The organism is Microbulbifer maximicatervae (SeqCode), assembly GCF_052466985.1.
Genome location: NZ_CP174298.1, coordinates 1,148,733 through 1,165,410 on the forward strand (window position 1 = coordinate 1,148,733; position 16,678 = coordinate 1,165,410).

General features: G+C 44.6%; 12 protein-coding genes. 4 read left to right on the top strand and 8 right to left on the bottom strand.

Annotated elements, in window-relative coordinates; genetic code table 11:
* Positions 1 to 358: 358 nt before the first annotated feature.
* Positions 359 to 1,702 carry an AlbA family DNA-binding domain-containing protein gene (locus tag ACJJI3_RS04995; RefSeq protein ID WP_444941699.1) on the top strand — a complete coding sequence of 448 codons (1,344 nt, stop codon included), beginning with the start codon at positions 359 to 361 and terminating at the stop codon, positions 1,700 to 1,702.
* Entirely contained in the window at positions 1,702 to 6,057 is a 4,356-nt protein-coding gene (gene hyoA, locus ACJJI3_RS05000; RefSeq protein ID WP_444941700.1) for an NACHT domain-containing antiphage protein HyoA, read from the top strand. Before ACJJI3_RS04995 ends, hyoA begins: the two co-directional genes overlap by 1 nt.
* Positions 6,058 to 6,632: 575 nt before the next feature.
* Here the strand turns inward: hyoA and ACJJI3_RS05005 are convergent.
* The 3 genes from ACJJI3_RS05005 to ACJJI3_RS05015 form a co-directional block, all read right to left on the bottom strand.
* On the bottom strand, positions 6,633 to 7,022 hold the full coding sequence (locus ACJJI3_RS05005) for a hypothetical protein (RefSeq protein WP_444941701.1): 390 nt from the start codon (positions 7,020 to 7,022) through the stop codon (positions 6,633 to 6,635).
* A 92-nt stretch (positions 7,023 to 7,114) separates the two neighbouring features.
* Positions 7,115 to 7,543 carry a hypothetical protein gene (locus ACJJI3_RS05010; protein ID WP_444941702.1) on the bottom strand — a complete coding sequence of 143 codons (429 nt, stop codon included), beginning with the start codon at positions 7,541 to 7,543 and terminating at the stop codon, positions 7,115 to 7,117.
* 206 nt (positions 7,544 to 7,749) lie between these two features.
* Positions 7,750 to 9,159 (bottom strand): S41 family peptidase, encoded by a 1,410-nt coding sequence (locus ACJJI3_RS05015; RefSeq protein WP_444941703.1) that lies wholly within the window; start codon positions 9,157 to 9,159, stop codon positions 7,750 to 7,752.
* Positions 9,160 to 9,450: 291 nt separating this feature from the next.
* Between ACJJI3_RS05015 and ACJJI3_RS05020 the strand changes: the two genes are divergently transcribed.
* Positions 9,451 to 10,344, top strand: a complete 894-nt coding sequence (locus ACJJI3_RS05020; RefSeq protein ID WP_444941704.1) for an enoyl-CoA hydratase/isomerase family protein — start codon at positions 9,451 to 9,453, stop codon at positions 10,342 to 10,344.
* A gap of 237 nt (positions 10,345 to 10,581) precedes the next feature.
* Here ACJJI3_RS05020 and ACJJI3_RS05025 read toward each other — a convergent pair whose 3' ends face one another.
* Both ACJJI3_RS05025 and ACJJI3_RS05030 read right to left on the bottom strand, forming a co-directional pair.
* On the bottom strand, positions 10,582 to 11,148 hold the full coding sequence (locus ACJJI3_RS05025) for a carboxymuconolactone decarboxylase family protein (RefSeq protein ID WP_444913812.1): 567 nt from the start codon (positions 11,146 to 11,148) through the stop codon (positions 10,582 to 10,584).
* Between the two features lie 108 nt (positions 11,149 to 11,256).
* Positions 11,257 to 11,919, bottom strand: a complete 663-nt coding sequence (locus tag ACJJI3_RS05030) for a peroxiredoxin-like family protein (RefSeq protein WP_282932839.1) — start codon at positions 11,917 to 11,919, stop codon at positions 11,257 to 11,259.
* Between the two features lie 192 nt (positions 11,920 to 12,111).
* Here ACJJI3_RS05030 and ACJJI3_RS05035 point away from each other — a divergent pair, with 192 nt between their 5' ends.
* Positions 12,112 to 13,005 (top strand): LysR family transcriptional regulator, encoded by an 894-nt coding sequence (locus ACJJI3_RS05035; protein WP_444941705.1) that lies wholly within the window; start codon positions 12,112 to 12,114, stop codon positions 13,003 to 13,005.
* 147 nt (positions 13,006 to 13,152) lie between these two features.
* On the opposite strand, the gene ACJJI3_RS05040 is transcribed toward ACJJI3_RS05035, so the two are convergent.
* From ACJJI3_RS05040 to ACJJI3_RS05050, 3 genes are all read right to left on the bottom strand, one after another.
* Positions 13,153 to 13,902 carry an alpha/beta hydrolase family protein gene (locus tag ACJJI3_RS05040; protein WP_444941706.1) on the bottom strand — a complete coding sequence of 250 codons (750 nt, stop codon included), beginning with the start codon at positions 13,900 to 13,902 and terminating at the stop codon, positions 13,153 to 13,155.
* 302 nt (positions 13,903 to 14,204) lie between these two features.
* Entirely contained in the window at positions 14,205 to 15,101 is an 897-nt protein-coding gene (locus ACJJI3_RS05045; RefSeq protein ID WP_444941707.1) for a peroxiredoxin family protein, read from the bottom strand.
* A 381-nt stretch (positions 15,102 to 15,482) separates the two neighbouring features.
* Positions 15,483 to 16,298: a hypothetical protein gene (locus ACJJI3_RS05050; protein WP_444941708.1), complete on the bottom strand. Its 816-nt coding sequence runs from the start codon at positions 16,296 to 16,298 to the stop codon at positions 15,483 to 15,485.
* Between the last annotated feature and the right edge of the window lie 380 nt (positions 16,299 to 16,678).

The following is a 16,678-nucleotide window of genomic DNA, read 5'->3' on the forward strand; positions in this document are numbered from 1 at the left end:
ACCGTATCCAGAGTTACCTATACGCGGGACACTTCAAAAAGGTCGAGCGGGTTTTTCCGATGTGCCGGCAAACGGTCAATCGAAACATTCACGCCTTGGTGTAGCGAGTAGGGGGCGCCCCTTTGCGATTCATTTGTTGTTACACGGACGGCCGTTGAATTACGCATGTCAGTTGTTGAGGCACAAATCGGTGGACAGTACAGAGATTTACACTAATGTGCTGACCGACGATGGGGCGCATTTTTTGGAAGGGGTGGATTTTCATTAGGTACAATAAAGTCCGTCGTTACTACTGGCGTTGTTATACATCTACATCCCTTGATACATAGAGTGTAAAAATATTCTTAGCAGCTGATCTATGTCTTTAACACAAATTAATAATTTAGGGAAACCTGAGCTAAGCGAGCGTATTGCCCAGTTTTCTAATCTAAATGAGAATGTTTCTGGTGTGTTTCGAGGTGTCTACACCAAGACGAATAACCAATGGTCCATACTGCAGGCTGTTATTACCCTGGATGACAGCACGATCCAGCCCGAGGTTAAATCCTGCCAATATCGATACCCTGAATACCAGTTTATTTGCCAGTCAATCAGTGGATTTACCTTGGCTGAGCTCATGAGCAGTCTTGATGAGAACGTCGATATGCCTCTCTCCGGCATTCCCTTGTTTGGCAAGCGTGAATCAAACCCGAATTGGACAGAGAATCTGATTCCGAGTCACGCCCATGATGGGCAATTCCCTAAGCGACGCTTTTCTGCCCGTGTATGTTCCGATGTACATTGCCACGATAGTAAGTTGGTGGCCCATGGCATGCCATTCCACATGTCGGCCTTTGAGCGGATAACGGAATTTCTCGGGCTGGGTAAGTTCTATGGCTCCAGTGATGGCAGAAAAGGCGAGTTGTGTATTGATATCCCTGATCGGCGAGGTCGTCTGATAATGTCCGCTCAAGATATTTGCTTTCACACCAATGTGAGCGATGCGTTGTCCGTGGTAGGGGCTATTAACGATGAGCCTGTTGCTTTAACGAGCCCGCTGGAGAAGTATGGCTTTGAGCCGGAGAAGGCCATGGATGTGGAACTATGGCTGGTGACGCAGACTAATGAAATTCTTGACTACTGTTCTTCAACCGAATGGGAACATCGATACGGAGCTGAATCTAATAATACAGACTTGGAAAAGCTACTGGGCATTATCTCAGCAGGGGAGAGTGAACATTGCGAGTTTAAAGCCTATATAGATCTTGTCACCAAAAAGAACGCCAAAGCTTGGGACATAGATAAAACGGTGTGCGCGCTTTCGAATCACCAAGGAGGAAAGCTGTTTATCGGCGTTGACGATGAAACCCGTATTATTGGCATCAATGAGGGGTGTCAAAAGCACTACCAGGGGAAATCGGATACAGAAAATGCCGAGTCTTACCAAAAAGCGATCGTGAAACGCTTACAGGAATCACTGAACAAAAATCAGTGTTTCGATACCTATTTAATAGAGCACAACAAATTGTTTGTGTTAGTCCTAGATGTTCATAAAGCCAATGGCCTAAATTATCTACTGGCCACGAAAGAAGCTTATATTCGACGCGGAGCCTCTTCCCCGAAGATGACGCCGACGGAAATGCAGGCCTTTCCTGTAGCGCGGGATGTGCTTGGACGAGAATTGTTGGCAGCTGATGTTGGTTCTGAGTGGGGAGCTTACTAATGATTGATACCAATGTACCGCTAGCGCGAAAATTTTCGCTGGTTACTCCCAATAAAGATAGTGAGTTTGAAGATGGTTGGCGTGAAGCCTACGGGGCTCAGAAGTATCCAAAAATTTGGACTGACTTAGAGTCTGAGTATCGAGTGATTGTGCTCGCCGATGCAGGCGCAGGAAAAACCCATGAAGCGAAAAACAGAGCGCAGCGAGGGGATGAAGAGGGCCGCCCCAGCTTTTTCATCCGCATTGAGGATATCGATGCGGATTTTGATGAGGCATTTGAAGTCGGTACATCAGAACAATTTGAGGAGTGGCTTGCCTCCGTTGATGAAGCTTGGTTTTTCTTGGATTCTGTAGACGAAGCTAGGTTGGACAATCCAACGGCATTTGAAAAAGCGATAAAACGTTTTGCAAAACGTATTCGCCCGGCGATGTATCGCGCACATATTATTATCACCAGTCGCCCTTATGCGTGGCGTTTTAAAAGCGATACGGAGTTGGTTGAACGGCACCTACCTTTTGAGGCTCTGAAGAAGGAGCCGAAACAAGAGGTAGAAGATGCTTCGTCGGAAAATAATGAGAAAGAAGAAAGCCCGGTCAGAATTTACAGGCTGAAAGCATTGGATGTTGATGACATCCGTTTCTTCGCTCGACACCAAGCTACTCCTGATATTGAACAACTAATCGTTGATATCCAGCGTGCTAACTTGATGGAAATGGCATCCAGGCCCTTTGACCTTGGGGCATTGCTGTCCAAGTGGCGGTCAGATAGAGAGCTGGGAGGTCGTCTGCAATCGTTACAGCACATGGTGGACATTCGACTGACTGAGATCGATCCTGGTCGAAAAGAGCGTCAACCTCTCAATAAAGGGCGAGCACGTGATGGAGCTTGTCGATTGGCCGCTGCGGTTACCCTGTCCAATGAGGCTGGTATTCTGGTGCCGGATATTGTCCACGAGAAAACGGGCATTGATGCTGAAATAGTTTTGGCTGACTGGGAAAACCCAAACGATGTGCGAAAGCTGCTTGAGCGAGGCATCTTTAATGACATCCTTTATGGTGCGGTGCGTTTTCGGCACAGTGATATCCGTGAGCTGCTGGCGGCTGAATGGCTCCACCACCTACTGCAAACAGGTAACTCCCGACGAAAGATCGAATCACTTCTTTTTCAGGAGCGATACGGGGAACAAGTCGTTGTCCCGCGATTCCGACCCATTCTCCCATGGTTAATTCTCTTTGATGATGCTATACGAGAGCGAGCGCTTTCGATACACCCAGAGATCGCCGTCGAAGGTGGCGATGCTGCTTATTTACCGCTGCCCATCAGACAGCAAATTCTCAACGATATCGTCAGCCGAATTGTTGCTGACGAAGATGATCGTGGTGCTCGTGACAATGGGGCTATAGCACGAATTGCCCAGAAAGACCTATCTGATGATGTTTTGCGTCTTATCACAGAGCATAGTGCCAACGACGATGCGATTTTCTTTCTGGGAAGACTCGTCTGGCAGGGTGATATGGAAAATTGCATTGAGCCTTTAATTTCGATAGCTGTAGACTCAAACAGAAATATTTACCCACGAATAGCTTCTATACGGGCTGTGGCGACGGTTGGCTCAAGGGAAGAACTCGTATCGCTGTGGCTGTCTGTTAATACCAAGCCGGAGGTCATTCCTCGCAGACTACTCGTCGAGTTGGCAGAGGAAGCGGTCGTTGACGATACAACTGTAGATTTATTGTTGGGCTCCCTTGACAAATTACCTCCCTATGAGAAATACGAAACATCGGGTTTGGACCGAGCCATTCATACATTCATTGATAAGTTCTCAGGGCTCAGTTCTCAAGAAAGTGAGCCATTGTTGGCAAAGTTGTGTGTTGGCTTCAATGAACTCCTGAACCGAGCTCCTCATCACCAGCGCCGTGAGTGCCGTGTGTCCACGGAGTTTAGCTGGTTGATAGGGCCCGCTATTCAAGTCATAGAGCGCCTAATCTCAGATCGCGCTGATGTGTGCTTTGACAAAGATGTCATTGAGATACTCCTAAAAATACCGGCTATTCGCGATTGGGCTGGAGAACAAATCAATGAATACAAAGATAAGCTCCACGAGTTGATACCCGCATGGAAAGCGTTTAACGATGCCTACTTTTGGCGAAGTATTGAAGAAGCAAGAGTCAGACTTACTGAAAAAGACAAGCGACTTACAGATGTGTGGGAAGTACTTTGGCGTGGGCATTATTGGCAATTTGAAGCGGACAGTTTTGTCCGTATTTTAGAGTTTATCACAACCAAGCAGTTTGAAGATGATCAGCTGGTTGCACTTTCATTGGCGTTTCGAATCTATGTGCAGTCTGATCGGCCTGCTGAATGGAAAAATCAACTTGAGGAAGTGGTAGTAGGTGAGAAGGCCTTAGCGGCTAATCTACAGAAGCTGCTTAATCCGCCGGTAAATGAAGCTCATGATAAGTGGGAGCGAGAACATCTAGAGCGAGAACGGCAATATAAGAAGGCAGGAGTTGAACGAGGGCTGAAAAGAGCTCAATGGATTGAAGGACTACGTGCTAATCCCGAGGTAGTACGAAACCCACCAGACGTTCCTCCAGGGGAGTGGACAAACGATCAGTACTGGTTACTTCTTGAGGTTTATGGAGAGGGGTTGAGAACCTCTCGTGCTAAAGATTCAAATTGGCATTCGCTGGTCGATGAGTTTGGTGTAGATGTAGCCCGTGCGTTTCGAGACTCTGCAATCAACCATTGGCGGCTGTACAAGCCTGAGCTTGGGTCTGAAGGTGCTGACATCTCATCTACGCCTTACTCGCTGATCTTTGCTATGTTGGGCCTGGAATATGAAAGCAGGGAGGTGGACAACTTTCCTTCCAATTTGAGCAAAGCCGAAGCTTCCCTGGCATTGCGTTATCTGACGCGAGAACTCAATGGGTTTCCTAGTTGGCTTGAAACCATGCATAAGGCTTACCCAGAGCAGGTCCTCGAAGCCATCTGGCAAGAACTCCATTGGGAGCTGGTCAATACACGCGTTGATAATCCGATGCACTATATCCTACAGGACACTGTATACCATGCGCCTTGGCTCCACGGTCAGTTGACACCTCTTCTCCAGCAATGGATTGAAGAAAATCCCGTTTCAGATTGGGAGGTGTTGCGCCACTGCTTTCATATCTTGGATACCGAACAGGTTCCCCTCGAATGGTTGACCTCTTTCGCTCAATCAAGAGTGACTGCTAGCGATAGCGCAGAAGACTTTGCCAAATGGTATGCCCTATGGGTGGATACTGACCCTGAAACTGGTATTGCTGCGGTCAATTCTTGGCTTGGAGGCATGGAACCTGATGCAGCAACATTAGCTGCGCAACAGTTTGTTGTACAACTTCTAGGTAGCAGGAGAGGACGGGTTGGTTGGGCATTTGCTCAAAAATTTAAGACTGTACCTTACCTTACTGAGCTTTACGTTCTGATGCACCAATACATTCGCGTAGAAGATGATATTGATCGGGCAGGAGGGGGCGTTTATTCACCTGGCTTACGAGATGATGCTCAAGATGCCCGTAGCCAGATGCTTAACCTTCTGACGGAGATTCCAGGTAAGGAGACCTATAGTGTTCTACTGGATTTGTCTCAGTCTCATCCGGTAGAAAGTCATCGTGCGTGGATGCTTAAGCAAGCGAGGCGCCGTGCAGAACAAGATGCGGATGATCTTCCTTGGACTAGTGGGCAGATCTATGACTTTTCCTCACTAATGGAGAGAGAGCCTGCTACGCATCGACAGCTTTTTGATCTTGGAGTGTTACATCTCAACGACTTCAAAGATTGGCTGGAGCAGGGGAATGATAGCCTTTATGCAACCTATCAAAAAGCCAGCGATGAAACGGAGATGCGTAAAATAGTCGCTTATTGGATAAATGGACATGCGCAGGGGCGTTATACTTGTGCTCAAGAAAACCCATTGGCTAATGAACAGCGGCCGGATATCTGGTTGCAACATCCTAATATACTATCGCCAGTACCTATTGAGTTAAAGTTGCTGGATAAAGGTTGGTCTGGACCGGACCTTTGCGAGCGCCTTCGTAACCAGCTAGCAGGTGATTACCTACGAGAAGAGACGGCCGGCTGTGGAGTTTATCTATTAGTTTGGAAAGGCTCTAATCCGGGGCGTCGATGGGAAATTGATGGTAATCGAGTAGAGGTGTCAGGGTTACAGGTCGCACTTACAAACCACTGGAAGAGTATTTCTCACGAATTTCCTAATGTTACTTCGATTGAAGTTATCGTAGTAGATCTCACGATAAGGGCCATTAAATCAGATTTAAAATTTTCCCAATCTCCAGTAATAATCCCGCTTTAAAACTCGCCCTGTAACAAAAATAGGGGGAGGGCTTCAGCTTTCCCCCTTTACCAAGCCTCGGCTGGATGTAATCAATCAGTCCAAACCTAAGATCCGAATCGACTAAAGTCACGTGACTTAGCTTTGAGCTAGCTCATAGGTTCTCTTTTGATTAGCTTCATCAACGTTAAATTGCCAGTGAATTTCATAGGTAGATTCATTTATAAACCTAGTAGCACCGTTGCTTTTACGGCTCACTTGTTCAAAAGTTTTGCGGAGTTGCGTGAGTAATTTGGTTTTGGAAAAGGCTTTGATGCGCTCGAATGTTTGAAGCGAAAATACCAGGAACACAGGAACATAGGAACACAGGAACACAGGAACACAGGAACACAGGAACACAGGAACACAGGAACACAGGAACGTAAGGAGATTACTTGGCAGGAACTAGAGTAGATGGATGCACGATTAAGTGTTTTAGTTGCCCAAAATTAAGTACTTTATTTGGACGTCCAAGCTGCAAATTATAAGAAAAATAGCCCAACTATAAAATATCCGATATTCACAAATATCGGAAATAATGGGGGCCCTGGTGGGGCCTAGGTTTGAACTTTTTTCTTGGCGGTCTTTTCCGATATCCATGTGTCCCCTTGGCCTGAGTATGAACGGTTCTTGTGTTCAGGTCTAATCTGGATGCAATCAAGCTCCCCGATGATTTCCTGTAGTGCTCCCATAACGCTCTCCGTTTGTTTTTGATCCTGAGTAACCAGGTCAGGGTTTATGCTCGCGAGGAACTGCCGGAGTGGCTGAACTTCGTTAGCGAATATTGTTAGCTGCACATCAAACATGGCTGGGTTATCTACCAAGATTCCAGCTCCTGCACATCCGTCGCAAACTCTCCACTGTCGATCAATGCCTGTCCCTGCGCACTTACTACAAAGCCTCACAGAACCAGGACCATCATCAACTTTGGTCTTAATTTGAATCATTTCGGTCTTGCCGACTTTAGAGGAAGCTTCTTTGGAGGGGCAAAATATAATAACAGAGTATATCTGGCGTGTGAGGCTTACAAAATATCAAACTAAAGGGGCCATTCTTTCAGTATATCACTAGTAATATACTGGTCAGGCTCATACTTACTTAGAAATCTTTTGAAATCCATCCCGAGCTTTCCCAGCGAGGATTTGGACATCGAATCTAAGTCCTTCAGTACAAAGCCTACCTTCACAGCCCCCTCGATATTAGCTTGGTACTTAGTCAGCACTGCATTCCAGAGGAAGGAAATAGGACGAGCCCATTCTCGCAAATTGCCGCTATAAGATAAAGGTACAAACTTCCCGCTAGACTCAAGTATCCAACCATCTTTTGCTTTTGATCGCCGATTCTCCAGAGTGACAAATGTCTGCTCGTCCAAAAAACGAGCCCCTAATGCTTTGAAGCTACTCTTTGTGTGCACTGTAATTTTTCCATTTAAAAAGCACACTACAGGAAATGTAATAACCGAATCCATTTATTATTCTCGATTACTCGCCCTTTCTAACTTCAAGGCTTGCCCCAACTGGTAACGCATACACCATCAAATTTTCGCTCCTCTCGGTAGATAAGTGGCCCTCTGCAATGCACACTTAAATTCAAATGAGCCACTTTGACCTTGAGTCACATGTGTTTGGGTGGATTGTGCCCACCCTATTTCGTTATGAATTATCTGACACGGGGTTACAGTCGATTGTCCTCTAGGTACTTTAGCGCAACACTTAATGCTTCATCAGGATCTGTATTGATATCGGGTTGAATTTTATATATTAGCTCGCCGCGTATCGAGGTTGTCTGCCCTATTGGCAGTGCAATTGTCGTACCGTTTGCAAATTCAAATGTATGATTCGAAGACATCAATCCGGCTGTCTCTGATCCTATTAGAATACTGTTTTCTCGATCTGAAAAAGCTTGGGCGAGCATCTCTGGCGCACTACCAGTATCATCACTTATCAGCAAAATTACTCTAGCTTTTGAGACAGGATGATGAATAGTAGAATTATCTTTCCGTGCTAGAGATCTTTCCATTGACGCCCTATTACCGGCCTCAACACTACCGTCTTTTAACCAGAAAAATTCTTCCGATCCGTCAACTAGTTGGGTTGAATAGAGCTGCTGATCTGAGAAAAACTGTCTGGTAAGATTAAATAGCGGGACCAGATTGCCTCCTGGTTGATCACGCAAATCAATAATCCAATTCTGTACTCCGTTTTCACTATATTTCTCGATTAGTGCGTCTGTGCGGGCGAATTCCGCCTGCCGAGCTGCTTCAGAACCAAACTTCTTGGGGAGGGAAATTAAGGCAGTTTTATTGCCAACTAAACTTAACACACTCTTCTGCTGTCTTGTCTCTTCATGTGCAGAGGTCTTAGCACGATTAAGAATTATTAGATGTCTATGATTGAGTTTTGAAAATAATGCGGTGAGAGCCGCATCTGCTTGATCATCGTTTTGAACTCCCATAAAAACGTCGTCTGCATATTGTTCGAACTCTGTAATATCGATCGTGTCGCGCAAAATGTAGTGATCTTTGATTAGTGAAAGCGCATATTCTTTGAGTTTGTCGTAAGACTTATTCGATTCAGCCTCAGTTATATCTTGTAATAATTGAACATCTCCCAGCCACACTTCTCCAGATGAAAACATAAGATAACCGACTATTGCATTTGTCGCTTTACTAAGGCGTGGGACGCTCACGGAAACTGTGCGCCAATCGTGAGTTCCACTAACTGGATCATTTCTCATCTCGTACAGATAAAGGGGTGATCCATTGCCTTCAACCTTAACGATAAAGTGACCAGTTTTAGTTACTTCGTTCGCCTTGATTTTGAATTTTAATTCTGTTGGCCCCTTATGGAAAATTGATGGGTCAATATCAAGAGTCATAAATAGTTGGCTGTCAGCTTGAGCTACTATATGCGCCAAAGCCCCTTCTGATGTTGAAATAATATTGCGAGTAGCATTGTTAGTCTGAAATTTCCATTCCTCAGAAATTTGTAAGGTCTTCGAGTCTGATACAGGTGCTGAAAGAGCACTTTGTGATAGAGCCAAAAAAGTCAAAAGTGCAGTATTAATTATTGTTCTAAAGTGCATGGTCGCCGCCTTTCCTGTCGTATCCTCAAGCAAAGTTAAATTGATGCTAAAGTTTTAAGAAATGGATATTAGAATAGGTGTGTAGCCATCTAATCATTGCAGGATGAAAAGTACAAGATTTTATTGCGGTAGCAAATAAAGTTTTATTACCTGAAAAAGGTTCATTCGTACTAACTTATTGCGGTATATATTGATCCATTCTTAATCGGCACCTGGATTAAATTCTCATTTGATGTATCAAGGGTAGGTTTTAAATATTACTTCGACGCCACATGATAAAGGTCTTATGACATGGAATATCATCATATTAAATACGAGCAAATTGGCACTGTAGCCATCGTTACTTTTAACCGCCCAGAGGTTAAGAACTGTATTGGTACTCGCGCTCACCGTGAGCTGGTGGATGCATTCGATCGCTTTCGTACCGATGACGGAGCAAAAGTTGCGGTAATCACCGGTGCTGGCGATTCTGCATTTTGTGCAGGGGGTGATTTGAAAAGCAATCTTGCTGCAACCGAACCCACTAATCACCCCGATCCTGACGTGGCTGTTTTATGTCCTGTAGAGCCCGCTGATATTGCCCGGCATAACCGAGGAGAAGCTCCAGGTATTATAGGTCCATCCCGCTGGACCGATATTTATAAGCCTATCATTGCGGCTGTGAACGGAATTGCTTATGCGGGTGGCTTTGAGTGGGCATGTTTTGCCGACATGCGGATTGTAGAAGAACACGCATCCTTTGGAATGACTTGTCGTCGTTGGAATATCGGCCTAGCCGATGGTGGTACTCAGCGTTTGCCGCGTATTGTTGGTATGGGGCGAGCGCTGGAGTTAATCATCACGGGAAAAGTTATCAATGCTGAAGAAGCTTATCGCATTGGGTTGGCCAACGAAGTGGTGCCAAAGGGAACCGCATTAGACCGTGCCATTGAGTTAGCACAGTATATCTCTACCCTTCCCCAGCCAGCGATTCACTCTGATAAAGAAGCCGCCACCCGTGGTTATGGAAAGGATCTTGATGAAGGTCTACGAATTGAGGCTGAGTGCTTTAACCGATTATTCAGCGACTCTGAATCCAAAGAAGAGCTGTCCGAAGGCTTGAGGCGTTTTAACGAGCGCGATCATCCTGACCGATTGCGAGGACAAGCCAAAACTCCCGGCATTATTCGTAGCGAAATGGAGTAATTGTGATAAGCCAAAAGAAGGCTGTATTCAAGAGGATGTATTGTTTAGGGGCTTAGATACCACGAATATCTCGGACAATATCGTAGAGGCCCATAGTGGCTATATGGGCCTCATTACTTTGGTGAATCAGTGGCGTTCTTATCGTCACTTTTATGATCTGGACAGGCGCCCTCTTCCCAAGGCCCAGTCTTTATTAGACGCATGAATCGGATACATGTTGTTTATTTGCTGTTACGCTCAACCATTCGAATCCATATCCTTACTCCAGGCCATTGGCAAAAACGCATCATCGAGACTGACATTCAGATTGTGGGTAGAGTAATTCGAGAGTACTTTTAGACTGGTTCCAACTATCACCTCTAGAACTGTCTCTTTCGTATAACCTGCTGCAAGAAACGCCTCAACCTCCTCTTCTGTAGCCCATCCACGTTTCTCATTGATAATGACACTGAATGCTCGGAGCGCTTCGAGTTTAGGATCATCGAGTTTTTTGCCACTACGCAGCGCCTTGATGACATTTTCATCTACACCGGCCATTTTGCAAACTGCGGTATGCGCAGCCATGCAGTAGGTGCAACCGTTTAGGCGGCTGTTTGTCATCAGGATTATCTCTCGCTCTGTTTCGCTCAAGCGAGATTTATCGAATAATCCCATAAGTGTTAGGTAGCTCTCCACCATTACAGGTGATTCGGCCATGGTTGCCATTAGATTGGGTACAAATCCCATTTTCTTTTTAGCGGCTTCTAGAGTGGGCTTAGAGGCTTCTGGCGCTGTTTCAATTGTGTAACGTGTAAAATTGACCATGAGTCTTACCATATAAGTTGGGTTTTACGGTGCTCGATATCGATTTACATTGAGTGCTTCCACCTCTTTGGCGCTAGTCAGCGCTAAAGAGGTGGAGGTGTTTACATACTATGCAGTTGTAGACTGACTCAGCTTTTCAAGTACGGGAAATAAGTCGCTGGGTTCGGGGCGACGTGTATAGTCAGGATTCACCTCCGCATATGCGATTGTTCCATCGGTATCTATGACATATCTTGCAGGCATAGGTAAGTTCCACGCGCCGTCACGATGGATGGTCGGGAGTTCGACTTTGAACATCTTGTGGAACTCAATTACATAAGGTTGTAATGTCCAGCGGATACCAAACTCTTCAGCAAGCTTTCCACTTTGATCAGTCAGAATTGGGAAGCTTAGCTTGTTATCCCTCTGAGATTTGCGGCTTTCAGCGGGCCCCTGCATGGAAATAGCAACCAGGGTTGCGCCACGCGCTTTGATCTCTGCAGCAACTTCTTCTAACGCTTGCAGCTCAATATTGCAGTAAGGGCACCACACGCCTCGATAGAACGTTAGAATAACGGGCCCTTTGGCTAGGAGTTCTTCCAGGACAAGGTCGTTACCTTCTGAATCTGGCAATGTAAAGTATGGGACTTTCTCCCCTACTTTAATCGAACGTTCAACTTGGCCACTAGCAGCCAACTCCTTGGATGATCTGGCAAAGGCTTCAAATGCTCCTTCCGGGGCCTGTTGCTTAAATACTTCTTTGAAAGCATCTAGTTTGTCTTGAAGAGACATAACCTATTCCTCTAATGGTTTAAAGTTTGGAAGCGCGAGCTTTGGGTAAGCCTTCGATGTGACCTGGCTAATTCTCCAATTGGTCTCTATGCAGGTACTTACGCCAAACCACTATTGGGAAGATTAGTTGCTTTGATTTGCGCTATAAACATGCTATTTTGATACTCATTGTATCCATTAGGGACACAATCTGTGTTTCAACAAGCCCATTTGAACGAAATAGTTGTATTTATTGCCGTTGCCGAACATGGAAGCTTTACAAAAGCGGCGGCATCATTGAACTCAACCAAATCAGGCGCTGGTAAGGCAGTGAAGAAGCTTGAGGAGGAATTGGGTCTTAAGCTATTCAACAGAACCACACGAAGTATCAGGCTGACAGAAGAAGGCAAAATATTTCTAGATGCCGCAAAACATGCGTTAGAAACAATCAATGAGGCCAGGCTTTTGCTGCATGCCAGGAAGGATGAGCCTGCTGGACGATTGCGTATCAATTTGCCAATAGGCATAGGCCGAAATATTGTCAGTGCGTTAAAGGGGTTCACGCAGTTGCATCCCAAGGTTACGGTCGAGGTCTCCCTTTCAGATAGCCTGGAGGACGCTATTAGAGGTGAATGGGATGTCGTCGTGAGGATTGGTGAACTGGAAGATAGTTCTTTTATCGCAAAAAAAATATGTGAAACCAGACGTATCCTGTGCGCTTCACCTGAATATCTTTCACAAAAGGGTATGCCAAAGACTTTGGAAGGTTTAAAGGAGCATGATTCTCTTGTTTTCCGTGCACCTACAGGAAAATTGAGAGGCTGGTTGTTCCAAGAAGATGGAGGCCCAATTACTGAATTTTCCCCCTCACCGCTAGCAATATTCAGAGATGGACGAACTCTGATTGACGCAGTGGTAGCCGGTATGGGAATAGCTCAGGTTTATGATAAAGCGCTTGGCTTTTCTGTTCAAAATAGTGAAGTTGTTGAGTTATTCCCAGAGAAAGCAGTTCCAGGACCGCCTGTTAGCGCACTGATTCCCAGTGGTCGAGCGATGCCGGCAAAGACCAGAGTCTTTATCGAGTTTCTAAAAAAGGAACTGAGTTAAGCCCCGGATTATTAGGTGGACTAGGAGCAACCTAAATTCCATCTAGTGCTGTTTCTATTGTTCTTTACAGCCCAGCTCTCGATAGTTGACGGTTCTTTACTGTTGCAAGGCTTTAAAGTTCGATATTACTCTCTGTAACATCCGATATTAATTAATGTATCTTTGAACCCAGGCTCCAATAACATTACCGACATATTCAGCATCTGATTTTTTCATAAGCAAATGATCGGCTTTGTCTAAAGAAATAAAACTTTTAGGATGGTTCGCAGCAGCGAATATTTTCGCCGCATGCTCAATTGAAACAGTGCTGTCTAGTGGTGAATGCATTACTAGCAGCGCTTTCCTTAATTCCTTAAGGTTAACCAAGACGTCTGCTTCATTTATATCATCAATGAACTGCTTCTTTAGCGTAAACTCTCGCCCAGCCAGAACCACTCTTGCCTGACCTGTTTTATTGATGCTATCGAGTTCCTCTTTAAACATATGCTGGATGTGTTTAACATCACTTGGAGCAGCTATAGTAACAACAGCTTTAGCTGTCTTTATCATACCAGCGGCTTTCAAAACGGCAGCACCTCCAAAACTATGCCCAATTAACAATTTTGGTGCCTCGAAGCGGTTTTCGATTTCATTGTAAGCACTAAGTAAATCCTCAACATTGGATGAAAAATTAGTATTGGAAAAATCTCCATCACTATTACCCAATCCAGTGAAGTCAAACCTTAATACTGATATCCCTTTACTGGTTAATGACTTACAAATATTGCTTGCTGCAATAATATCTTTTGAGCAGGTAAAACAATGTGCAAAAATTGCATAAGCCTTTGGGGTTCCAACAGATTCCTCTAACTTGCCCTTTAATTCTACGCCATCATGATTTGGGAAGTTAAACTCCATGACGTTCTCCAATTTCAATTACTTATAGAATACTCTAATCTCAACAAGGAAAAACCCCTGTCTATCATAGAAAGGGGTATGTGAATATGTGATAGTCTTTTATATGTCAACTGATATAAGGTAGACCTGTATTTGCTTAGGCATCGATAGAATCTTCAGGCTTTATATAATCCATACTGGTTGTTCTAAGGCATTTAATTAATCCAGGTTCAGGCCTGCGACAATATTGCTAGCTAGACAGTTATCTTTCATTCTTTATGGGCCTATCGATAAGCTCTATGAGAGATTGATATTTTACCTCGCTAGGCGGTACCTTTGAGAATTGTGTTAGCATCTAAAGTCTGCGGCTTTGAGCCTTCAAAAACATGCAGAAACGTTGTCGGGTCTGGGCGTCTCCGATAATTGTCGGTCTCATCACCGAATATAACCGTACCATCTTCATTCAGTGCTATCACTGTGGCCATAACGGTATCCTTAGGGTAACCAGGCATTCCTGCAGGGGAACCGCCAATATCTTCAATGCCTAGGGCTTTAGCACCCATTAAGTTGTCATCTTGAAGAATTTCAAAATGACCAGGTAGGTCAAGCTTGTCGGCTAACTTCCTTGAGTTGTCGTAGCCTTGGTTAGAGATAAACTTTACCTTCACATCATATTGCTTAAGTGTCTCAGCATACTTCTTCACTTCTTTTAACTGGTTCATACAAAATGGGCACCAGTTGGCTCTAAAGAACACTAATAGTGTTTTAGATTCGTCAAAAGAAGTGGAAGACACAGCCGATTTATCTAATCGATTAAAATTCATTTCAGGCAGTTTTTGGCCTTTTGATATGGCCTTGCTCTTTCTGCGGTTGTAAACGGAGAATGACCAGATATACCAGTGAAGGGATACGAAGCCCAGGGCAGCAGCTGCAATAGGAACGTACTGAGACAAGGACATTGGAGCCTGGTTCGAATAAGTTGAATAAGCAACCAGTGCAACTCCTAAAAAGTTAACGGCTTGAATAACTGGCAGCCTTTCTGATGTTCTTGAAATGCTGAACACATTTGTCAGAACCATCAAGAAAAATGGTAAAGGCAAGGTCGCTAAAAGTGCGCCGACCCAAACCGGATCGCCGCCAGACATATAGATCATGATGCCGGACCCTACTCCGCCAAGCATGTTTAATAGAATCATTGGTAAAATAAGTTTTGCTTTCATTTCAAGCTCCTGAAGCGTTGGGTTAATGTCCAAAACTTGCGATCTATCCTAGTACATCACATTGACTCAATAATTAGTTCAAATAGAGAAACAATGTTGCGAAAACGGATACAATCGGATTTATTTTATCGATCTATTAGTAGTGGCTGGCATGAGTAACTTACACTCAGTTCTAGCAGGAATTTAGTATTTCTTAACAAATAAAGGAGCTAGTAAGCTGGAAGAAGGTGTAAAGATGTAGACAAGATCAGACCACGATCTGACAGATCGTCTTGAATAAGAAGGGTTTACCGGTTTTGATGAAAGTGCCTAAACCTAAAAGCAAAACCAAGGATAAACCCCATGATCCATACTAATGATCGCATCATCAAACATTAACTGCTAGGTGATTTCGATTGCAATACCACTCCAAACGTAACTATGCCTTCCAGCGTTTTGATGACGCAACGTTCGCCATCCAATATCAGCCCTCCAAACTGGTTGATCTTCATTCGGGTTATAATATTTGATTGTCGACCCATCCTTGGCAACCAGGATATTATGGAAACCCATTTCATGAGCAGACCCAGGGGAAGGGCCTCGAAACATCATAAAAGCGCAATTGTAATAGGTGTCGGTAAGCAAGTTCCTCGGCATTCCCCCATTACTAGCTGGCTGTATGAGATTTGTAAACAACGCATTATAATCAACTCTATTGCCCGGCTGCGCGAATTGAAGGCACATGTCTTTCTGGGTCGCGTCATATAAAATCCGACCGGTACGCCCAGGGCACTGGGTATTCACATAGTTTCGCACACGCATCGGCGAACTATTGTTGGCCGCCACTAAGGGATGGTCGGCACCGTTTGGCATCAGAGGTAGGTCCCCATTCTGCCATTTGATAGCGCGCCACAGAGTGTCTTCCACAAAACTCTGTGGCCTTGGCGCACGGAGATCAAATCCTGACACTGCGATCTCGGTGCAGTGAGCGGCGCAAGAATTACCGTTCTGACTCGGTAAAGTTTTAAGATTCAACATCAAAATTTCCTTTTTCGTTGTGCTTGACAGTGAGAGTAGTGAGTCCAATGTACCAATTTGATAGGCAGTAATATATAAAATGGAGTGAAAAATAAGATTACGAGTTATTACGTGACCAGCAGTAAAACCGCGTACTTCCCTTTCCTGATTTAAGGGCCATTTTTTCAATGCCACTTTCAAAGGACTTCGAGACTGAAGCAGCTCTGTCTGAGTAACAACACAGAGATATAAATTCTTAAATCAATCGCTATAGCAGTTCTACGGTCGTTAGTAACCATAGAAATTTTTTTAATAAAAAAGGATAATGTCTTTAGTCAGCGTTTTATCCTCCACATCCTTGGCATAATCGTATAAATTTAATAATGCCGTTAGGAAGGGCTATAGATGTTTGATGTGGCCCCATACACTCCAAACTATTTTTTTATTTATAGATAACGCAGAAGACGGGCCCTTAACTTTTCGGGCCATCCTAATCTTCCATCTATGACAGTTACCAGCTGGAGAATAGCCTCATAAGGACGAGGTTTTCAGGAGTGTAAACTCGCTTTCCGTCAGTGCCT